The following is a 9,350-nucleotide window of genomic DNA, read 5'->3' on the forward strand; positions in this document are numbered from 1 at the left end:
GGGGTGCAGCAGATGGCGCGCCGCCGCGCGATCACGCGCAAGCTCCCGGCCGTCGAGACGCTCGGCGCCGTGACGACCATCTGCTCCGACAAGACGGGCACGCTGACCAAGAACGAGATGACGGCGCGCTCGGTGCGCACGGCGGGCGGCACGTTCGCCGTCGCCGGCGCGGGCTACGCGCCGGAGGGCGACGTGACGCGCGCGACCGACGACGACGGGGACCGGGGCGCCGGTGCGGCCGGGGACGACGGTGCCGACGCTGCCGACGGTGCCGACGGTCCCCGCGTCGACCTCGCCGACGAGCCGGACCTCGCTGCCGTCGCGACCGTGATGATGCTGTGCAACGACGCGCGCGTGGTGCGCGACGACGAGGACCCCGACGGCTGGCGTCTGGTCGGCGAGCCCACCGAGGGCGCGCTGCGCACGCTCGGCATGAAGGCCGGCGTGGACCCGTCCGGGTGGGAGCGGGTCGACGTCGTGCCGTTCGAGTCCGAGAACAAGTTCATGGCCACGCTCGACAAGGACGCGGACGGCACGCTGCACGTGCACCTCAAGGGCGCGCCGGACCGTGTGCTCGACCGCTGCGAGTCCCAGGTCACGCCCGACGGCGGCTCCGAGCCGCTGGACCGCGCGTTCTGGGAGGAGCAGATCGACGCGCTGAGCGACCAGGGGCTGCGCGTGCTCGCCGCGGCGCGCACCGGCGCCGACGAGGGCACGACGACGCTCGACCTCGACGACGTCGACGGCGGCCTCGAGCTGTGCGGCGTCGTCGGGATCGTCGACCCGCCCCGCCCGGAGGCGATCGACGCCATCTCCGAGTGCCGCGACGCGGGCGTCCGCGTGAAGATGATCACGGGCGACCACGCGGGCACCGCGCTCGCCATCGGGCGCGAGATGGGCATCGTCGACCGGTCCGGCGACGGCGACGACGCGCCGGCGGTGCTCACCGGCGCCGAGCTCGAGGACATGGACGACGAGGAGCTGCGCGCCGTCGTGCGCGACGTCAACGTGTACGCGCGCACGAGCCCCGAGCACAAGATCCGCATCGTCTCGGCCCTGCAGTCGCACGGCGAGGTCGTCGCGATGACGGGCGACGGCGTCAACGACGCCCCGGCGCTCACCCAGGCGAACGTCGGCGTCGCCATGGGCATCAAGGGCACGGAGGCCACCAAGGAGGCGGCCGAGGTCGTGCTCGCCGACGACAACTTCGCGACGATCGAGCGTGCCGTCGAGGAGGGGCGACGGATCTACGACAACATCCGCAAGTCCGTGCTGTTCCTCCTGCCGACCAACGGCGCGCAGTCGCTCGTCGTGCTCGTCGCGGTGCTGTTCGGGCTCACGCTGCCGCTGCAGCCCGTCCAGGTGCTGTGGATCAACATGATCACCGCGGTGACGCTGTCGCTCGCCCTCGCCTACGAGAAGGCGGAGCCGGACGTCATGCGCCGGGCACCGCGCGACCCGGACGCCTCGATCCTCGACGCCGCGTACGTCCGCCGGATCCTCGTCGCGTCGTTCGTCATCGGCGGCGCCGCGATGGCGGTGTTCTACGTCGAGCGCGCCCAGGGCACGCCGCTGGCCGAGGCGCAGACCACCGCCGTGACGATGCTCGCCCTCGGCCAGCTCGCCTACCTCTTCAACTGCCGGTTCCTCGACCGGTCGAGCCTGACCCCGGACGTGCTGCGGGGCAACCGCGTCATCTGGATCTCCGCGGCGTCGATCGTCGTGCTCCAGTCGGTCTTCGTCTACGCGCCCTTCATGCACGCGTGGTTCGACTCCGCGCCCCTGGCGTTCGACGAGTGGGCCAAGACGGCGGGTCTCGCCGTCGTCGTGTTCCTCCTCGTCGAGGTCGCCAAGTGGGTCAACCGGCGCTGGACGGCGCGCGGCCACGTCCAGGAGCCGGCGACCCGCGCCTGAACCCCTCCCGCCTCAGCCGGCCGGTGGCGGCACGGGCGACCGTGCGGCCACCGGCTCGCCGGCAGCGTCCTGGTCGTCCGGGCCCTGCTCGCCGGACGGCGCGGCGAACTGGCTCTCGTACAGGCGCGCGTACGCCCCGCCGGCGGCGAGCAGCTCGTCGTGCGACCCCTGCTCGACGATCGACCCGTGCTCCATGACGAGGATCGCGTCGGCGTCGCGGATCGTCGACAGGCGGTGCGCGATGACGAAGGACGTGCGCCCCGCGCGCAGCGCGTTCATCGCCTGCTGCACGAGCACCTCCGTGCGGGTGTCCACCGAGCTCGTCGCCTCGTCGAGCACGAGGATCGCCGGGTCGGCGAGGAAGGCGCGCGCGATCGTCAGGAGCTGCTTCTCCCCCGCGCTCACGCTCGAGCCCTCGTCGTCGATCACGGTCGCGTAGCCGTCCGGCAGGGTGCGGACGAACGGGTCGACGTGCGTGGCGCGCGTCGCGGCGAGGAACGCCTCGTCGTCGACCTGGCGTCCGTCCCGCACGCCGTACCGCAGGTTTTCCTCGATCGTGCCCGTGAACAGCCACGTGTCCTGCAGCACCATGCCGACCGCCGACCGCAGCTCGTCGCGCGTCATGTCCCGCGTGTCGACACCGTCGAGCGTGATGCGCCCGGAGTCGACGTCGTAGAAGCGCATGAGCAGGTTGACGAGCGTCGTCTTGCCCGCACCCGTCGGTCCCACGATGGCGATCGTCTGCCCGGGCTCGGCGACGAGGTCGAGGTGCTCCAGGAGCGGCACGTCCGGGTCGTAGGAGAACGACACGTCCTCGAACGCGACGCGTCCGCGCACCGGCGCCACGGTCGTCGCGGGCACCGGGTCCGGCGTCTGCTCCGGCGCGTCGAGCAGGTCGTACACGCGCTCCGCGGACGCGACGCCGGACTGGAGCAGGTTCATCATCGCCGCGATCTGCGTGATGGGCTGCGTGAACTGGCGCGAGTACTGGATGAACGCCTGGACGTCGCCGAGCGTCAGCGCGCCGGACGCGACGCGCAGCCCCCCGACGACCGCGACGACGACGTAGTTGAGGTTGGCGAGGAAGCCCATCGCGGGCTGGATGGTGCCCGAGATGAACTGCGCCCGGAAGCTCGCGTCGTAGAGCGCCGCGTTCTCGCGCTCGAAGTCGTCCACCGCCGTGCGCTGGTGCCCGTAGACCGTGACCAGCGTGTGCCCGGTGTACATCTCCTCCACGTGGGCGTTGAGGCGCCCCGTCGCCGACCACTGGCGGATGAACTGCGGCTGCGAGCGCTGGCGATCCGCGCGGTGACCAGGACGGACAGCGGGACCGTGACGAGCGCGACGAGCGCCAGCAGCGGCGAGATCCAGAACATCATCGCGAGCACGCCCACGACCGTGAGGACCGAGGTCACGAGCTGCGACAGGGTCTGGGTCAGCGTCTGGGAGATGTTGTCGATGTCGTTGGTGACGCGCGAGAGGATCTCGCCGCGCGGGTGGCGGTCGACGTACGACAGGGGCAGGCGCCCGAGCTTGGCCTGCACCTCGCCGCGCAGCCGGCGGACCGTGCGCTGCACGACGCCCGCCGTGATGCGCGCCTGGAGCCAGCCGAACAGGAACGAGCCGACGTAGATCGCCATCACCCAGGCCAGCACGCCGCCCAGCGCGGCGAAGTCGACGCCCTCGCCGGGGACGAGTCCGACCACGCCCGAGACGAGGTCGGCGACCTGGTCCTGCCCTTGGTCGCGCAGGCCCTGGACGGCCTGCTCCTGCGTCACGCCGGCGGGCAGCTGCGACCCCACCACGCCCGCGAAGATGACGTTCGTCGCGTCGCCGAGGAGCTTCGGGCCGGCCACGGCGAGCGCGACCGAGACCGCGCCGAGCACGAGCACGGCGGCCACCCGCAGGCGCTCGGGGCGCAGCGCGCCCATGAACCGGCGCAACGTGCCCCGGAAGTCCATCGCCTTCTCGGCGGGCACGCCCATGCCTCCCCCGGGCCCCGGCCCCGGGCCGCCCCGCGGGCGGCCCGCGATGCGCGTCGCGGACACGTCGCGGCTCATGCCGCCTCCTCCACGGAGAGCTGGGAGTACACGATCTCCTGGTACGTCTCGTTCGTCGCGAGCAGCTCGGCGTGCGTCCCCCGTCCCACGATCCTGCCGTGGTCGAGGACGACGATCTGGTCCGCGTCGCGGATCGTCGCGACCCGCTGGGCCACCACGATCACGGTCGAGCGCCGGGTGCGCGGAGCGAGCGCGGCGCGCAGGCGCGCGTCCGTCGCGTAGTCCAGCGCGGAGAACGAGTCGTCGAACAGGTACACCGCCGGGTCGCGCACGACGGCCCGCGCGATCGCGAGGCGCTGGCGCTGGCCGCCCGAGAAGTTGGTCCCGCCCTGCACGACCGGGGCCGCGAGACCGTCGTCGAGCGCCTCGACGAAGTCCCGGGCCTGCGCCACCTCGAGGGCGGACCACAGCTCGTCGTCGGTCGCGTCCGCCTTCCCGTAGCGCAGGTTGTCGGCGACCGTCCCGGAGAACAGGTACGCCTTCTGCGGCACGAGCCCGAGCATCGACACGAGGTCGGCGCGCGCCAGGTCACGCACGTCGACGCCGTCGATCCGCACCGCGCCGCCCGTGACGTCGAACAGCCGCGGCACGAGGTTGAGCAGCGTCGTCTTGCCCGAGCCCGTCGAGCCTACGACCGCCGTCGTCCTGCCGGGCTCGGCGACGAACGACACGTCGTTGAGCACGGGCTCCTCCGCGCCGGGGTAGCGGAACTCGACGCCCTCGAGCGCGACGCGCCCGACGCGCTCGCCGAGCGGGACCGGGCGCTCCGGCTCGACGACGGACGCGCGCGCGTCGAGCACCTCGGTGATGCGCTCCGCCGACACCGCGGCGCGCGGCACCATGACGAACATCATCGTCGACATCATCACGGCCATGAGGATGTACATGAGGTACGACAGGTAGGCGGTCAGCGACCCGATCTCCATGTCCCCCGCGGCGATCTGCCGGCCGCCGAACCACAGGACCGCCACGCTGGAGGCGTTCATCACCAGCATGACGGTCGGGAACATCAGCGCCATGAGCCGACCGGCACGCAGCGACGTCTCGAAGAGCGCGTCGTTCGCGACGGCGAAGCGGCGCTCCTCGTGCCGTTCCCGGACGAAGGCGCGCACGACCCGGATGCCCGCGATCTGCTCGCGCAGGACCGCGTTGATCGCGTCGATGCGCTTCTGCATCGCGCGGAAGTACGGCACCATCCGCGTCACGATCAGGCCGACGCACAGCCCCAGCACCGGCACCACGACGAGCAGCAGCGCGGAGAGCTCGACGTTCTCGCGCAGCGCCATGACGACACCGCCGACGAGCATGATCGGCGCCATCACCATGATGGTGAAGGCCAGCAGGACGACCATCTGCACCTGCTGCACGTCGTTCGTGGTCCGCGTGATGAGCGACGGCGCGCCGAAGCGGCCCATCTCCTGGGCGGAGAACCGCTGGACGTTCGTGAACAGCGCGCCGCGCACGTCGCGGCCGAGCGACATCGCGACCCGGGCGCCGACGTAGACGGCGACGACCGCGCACACGACCTGGGCCAGGCTGACCAGCAGCATCACGCCACCGGTGCGCACGATGTACCCGGTGTCCCCCCGCGTGACGCCGAGGTCGATGATGTCGGCGTTCAGGCTCGGCAGGTACAGCGTCGCGATCGTCTGCGCGAGCTGCAGCGCGAGGACCGCGGCGATCGAGGGCGCGTAGGGGCGCAGGGACGTGCGCAGGAGTCTGGTCAGCACGGGCGGTCCTGTCGCGTGGGCCGGGCGGGGCGGGCCGTCGGTCCGCGACGCGTGGGGGGTGGTCGGACGAGGCCAGGCTAGGTGAGACCCCGTCCCGCGCCCAGCGCATTCCGCTGACGGCGCAGACCCCGCGCGGCCGGGACGCACGACGGCCCCGCGCCCGAAGGCGCGGGGCCGTGCGGACGGCGGGGCTCAGCGACCGGTGCCGGACGCCGGGGGCGACCCCGCCGGCGGCTCGTCCTCGGTCGACGGGTCCGGCGGCGGCGGCGCGGTCGCCGGCTGCCCGCCCAGCGGACGCGGCGTCGGAGCGCCCGGTGCGGGCGACGGCCGGTCCTCGCCGCCGGGACGCAGGCCGCGCTCGGTCTGCGGGTCGAACGGCAGCCCCGACCGGGTCCCGGAGCTCGTCGCGTCGGCGGTCGCCGCCTCCGCCTGCCGGCGCGCCTCCGCGAGCGCCTCGGCCGGGTCCGTGAGCGACGGCGTGCCGAACTCGACACGCTCGCGGTCGCGCTCGCGCCGGGCGGCGAGGGCCGCCTCGTCGGGTCCCGAGGAGGCGCCGTCCCCCGTCGCCGTGGCCCCGGCCGCCCCCGGGGCCCCGAAGCCCTGGGCGATCGAGCCGAGCGCGGCCGTGAACTCGGTGGGGACGACCCACAGCTTGCTCGCGGTGCCGTTGGCGATCTGCGGGAGCATCTGCAGGTACTGGTACGCGAGCAGCTTGGGGTCGGCGTCGCCCTCGTGGATCGCGTCGAAGACCTGGAGGATGGCGCGCGCCTCGCCCTCGGCGCGCAGGATCTGGGACTGCGCGTCGCCCTCGGCCCGCAGGATCGCCGCCTGCTTCTCGCCCTCGGCCGTGAGGACCTGGGACTGCTTGACGCCCTCCGCGGTGAGGATGGCGGCGCGGCGGTCGCGCTCGGCGCGCATCTGCTGCTCCATCGAGCCCTGCACGCTCGGCGGCGGGTCGATCGACTTGAGCTCGACGCGGTTGACGCGGATACCCCAGCGGCCGGTCGCCTCGTCGAGGACGCCGCGCAGCTGGCCGTTGATCTGGTCGCGGCTGGTGAGCGTCTGCTCGAGGTCCATGGACCCGATGACGTTGCGCAGCGTCGTGACGGTCAGCTGCTCGATGGCGGTGATGTAGTTGGCGATCTCGTAGACCGCGGACTTCGGGTCGGTCACCTGGAAGTAGATGACCGTGTCGATGCTGACGACGAGGTTGTCGGACGTGATGACCGGCTGCGGCGGGAACGACACGACCTGCTCGCGCAGGTCGACCGACGCGCGGACGCGGTCGATGAACGGGACCAGCAGGTGCAGGCCGGGCTCGAGGGTCCGCGAGTAGCGCCCGAGGCGCTCGACGATGAGCGCCACCGCCTGCGGGACGATCCGCACCGCCTTGACGAGCGCCACGACCACGACGATCAGGACGAGCGCGAGGACGACGTACGCGAGGATCGTTCCGGGGCTGGGGTCGTTCATCGGCTACCTCCAAGGTCGTGCGCCCGGCCGCGGTCCGGCGGGGCGGATTCGGTGCGGTCGGTGCTACGGGTGCGACGGGCGCGACAGGTGCTGACGTCGGTGCTGCACGGTGCCGCGCATCGGTCAGGAGCCGTTCGGATGCGTCGCGGGCGACGGCGCCACGACAGCCGTCGCGCCGTCGATGCGCACGACGCGGACCTCGGCCCCGGCGGGGACCTCGGGAGCGCCGGGTTCGGTGCGGGCGGTCCACACCTCGCCGGCGAGCTTGACGCGGCCGCCGATCTCCGAGACGCGGTCGACGACGAGCGCGGCCCGGCCGACGTGCGCGGCGACGTTGGTCTCCGCGAGCGGGACGCGGTCGCGCAGGTGGCGCAGGAGGTAGGGGCGGAGCGTGAGCAGCAGGACCACGCTGACGACGGCGAACGTCACGATCTGCAGCCACAGCGGCCCGCCCGCGGCGCTCACGCCGGCCGCGGCGAGGGCGCCCCCTGCGAACATCACCAGGACGAGGTCGAGCGAGATGATCTCGATCAGCGCCAGGAGCAACCCCGCTCCCAGCCACACCAGCCAGTCCATCGCGACCCCCGTTCCGACGTGCGGTCTTGACGATGACTTTACCCGAAGTCCTCGCGATCCCGCACGCCCTGTACCCCGGGTGCGGGCCCGCGCCGCGGACTCAGGGACGGGCGGCGCGCGCCATCCAGCGACCGCCGCCGTGCGCGACGACGAGCGGGATCCCGAAGGCGTCGCTGAGGTTCTCGGCCGTGAGGACCTCGCGGATCGGGCCGCGCTGTGGACCGCGCCGTCCCGCAGGAGCATGAGGTGCGTGAAGCCCGGCGGGATCTCCTCGACGTGGTGGGTGACGAGGACCAGGACGGGCGAGCGCGGGTCGCCGGCGAGCTCGCCGAGCGCTCCGACGAGCTCCTCGCGGCCGCCGAGGTCGAGACCCGCTGCGGGCTCGTCGAGCAGCAGCACCTCCGGGTCCGTCATGAGCGACCGGGCGATCTGCGCGCGCTTGCGCTCGCCCTCGGACAGCGTGCCGAACCGCCGCTCCGCCAACGCGTCCACCCCGAAGGCGCGCAGCAGGTCGTCGGCGCGCTCGGTGTCGAGCTCCTCGTAGCGCTCGCGCCACCGGCCCGTGACCCCGTACGCGGCCGTGAGCACCACGTCGCGCACCGTCTCGTCGCCGGGGATGGTCTCGGCGAGCGCGGCCGACGCCAGACCGACCCGTGTGCGCAGCTCGAACACGTCCACGCGCCCGAGCCGCTCGCCCAGCACGTCGGCCGTGCCCGACGAGGGGTACATGCGCGCGGCGGCGACCTGCAGCAGCGTCGTCTTGCCGGCCCCGTTGCGGCCCAGGACGACCCAGCGCTCCCCCTCGTTCACCCGCCAGTCCACCGCGTCGAGGATGGCCTTGCCGCCGCGTCGGACGGTGACGCCCTTCAGGTCGAGAACCGCGCTCATGGTTCCCGACCCTATAGGTTGGCCGACGTGGTTTCCCATTCGCCCGACGGCCCCGCGGCGGGCTCCGCCTCCGCCCCCGGGGCGCTGCCCCGCAGCGCCCTCCTGGCGCTGTGGCTGCGCGCCCGCCGCTCGGCCGAGGGCGACGACGAGGCGCTCGCCCGCGCGGTCCGCGCGGTCGAGCGCGACGACGAGCCGCACGTGGTCGCGGGCGCGCTCGGCGACGTCCGCCTGACCGACCTCGTCGGCGCGTGGTGGGGTGGGACGAGCGCCGTCGTCGCCGTCGCGCCCGTGCCTGGCGACGTCACCGGCGTCCCGCCCGAGGCCGCGGCGAGCGCGACCGACGTCGGCGAGTGCGCGCTCGTCACGACGGCGGCCGGGTCGTGGGCGCTCGTCCCGGACGTCACCGAGTTCGGCAGCGAGCTCGAGCCCGGCCACCTCGTCACGTGGCACGTCACGACGGTCGCGCCGTGGACGACGCGCGTGCTCGGCGCGACGGGAACCCTCGCGGAGGCCGAGCGGGAGCTGCGCACCGCCCTGCTCGTCGCGACGCAGGCGCTCGACACCCTCGACGTGGCGCGCTGGCGCGACGACGCGGCGGGCGCGATCGCGGGCCTGCGCTCGGGCGGCGCCCCGGCTGGCAGCTGCCGCGCGACCTCGACGCCGCGCGGTGCGCGTGCTCGAGCAGGCGGTCCGGCTGCGGGCGATCGTC

The 9,350-nt window shown here is 73.6% G+C and carries 5 protein-coding genes and 2 pseudogenes; 2 read left to right on the forward strand and 5 right to left on the reverse strand.

What is annotated here, in order from left to right; all coding sequences use genetic code 11:
- Window positions 1-1,914 (forward strand): HAD-IC family P-type ATPase (locus BJF88_RS15370; RefSeq protein ID WP_139316107.1); only part of this gene is annotated, 1,914 nt, incomplete at its 5' end.
- A gap of 12 nt (window positions 1,915-1,926) precedes the next feature.
- Here BJF88_RS15370 and BJF88_RS15375 read toward each other — a convergent pair.
- From BJF88_RS15375 to BJF88_RS15395, 5 genes and pseudogenes are all read right to left on the reverse strand, one after another.
- Window positions 1,927-3,974, reverse strand: a pseudogene (locus BJF88_RS15375) (ABC transporter ATP-binding protein).
- Window positions 3,971-5,704 carry an ABC transporter ATP-binding protein gene (locus tag BJF88_RS15380; RefSeq protein ID WP_158068957.1) on the reverse strand — a complete coding sequence of 578 codons (1,734 nt, stop codon included), beginning with the start codon at window positions 5,702-5,704 and terminating at the stop codon, window positions 3,971-3,973. The pseudogene BJF88_RS15375 and the gene BJF88_RS15380 overlap by 4 nt, the downstream one beginning before the upstream one ends.
- A gap of 192 nt (window positions 5,705-5,896) precedes the next feature.
- Window positions 5,897-7,177 carry an SPFH domain-containing protein gene (locus BJF88_RS15385; protein WP_075829448.1) on the reverse strand — a complete coding sequence of 427 codons (1,281 nt, stop codon included), beginning with the start codon at window positions 7,175-7,177 and terminating at the stop codon, window positions 5,897-5,899.
- 123 nt (window positions 7,178-7,300) lie between these two features.
- Window positions 7,301-7,753, reverse strand: coding sequence for an NfeD family protein (locus BJF88_RS15390; RefSeq protein ID WP_075829449.1), 453 nt, complete (start codon window positions 7,751-7,753; stop codon window positions 7,301-7,303).
- A 100-nt stretch (window positions 7,754-7,853) separates the two neighbouring features.
- A pseudogene (locus BJF88_RS15395) lies at window positions 7,854-8,641 on the reverse strand (ABC transporter ATP-binding protein).
- A 27-nt stretch (window positions 8,642-8,668) separates the two neighbouring features.
- On the opposite strand from BJF88_RS15395, the gene BJF88_RS15400 reads away from it, so the two are divergent.
- Window positions 8,669-9,350: hypothetical protein (locus BJF88_RS15400; RefSeq protein WP_075829450.1), on the forward strand; the 682-nt coding region annotated here is incomplete at its 3' end.

The organism is Cellulosimicrobium sp. CUA-896 (genome assembly GCF_001942335.1).
GTDB lineage: Bacteria > Actinomycetota > Actinomycetes > Actinomycetales > Cellulomonadaceae > Cellulosimicrobium.

Excerpts from the sequence above, each read along its gene's own strand:
- BJF88_RS15385 (WP_075829448.1), bottom strand. The coding sequence starts at position 7,177 with ATGAACGACCCCAGCCCCGGAACGATCCTCGCGTACGTCGTCCTCGCG.
- BJF88_RS15390 (WP_075829449.1), bottom strand. The coding sequence starts at position 7,753 with ATGGACTGGCTGGTGTGGCTGGGAGCGGGGTTGCTCCTGGCGCTGATC.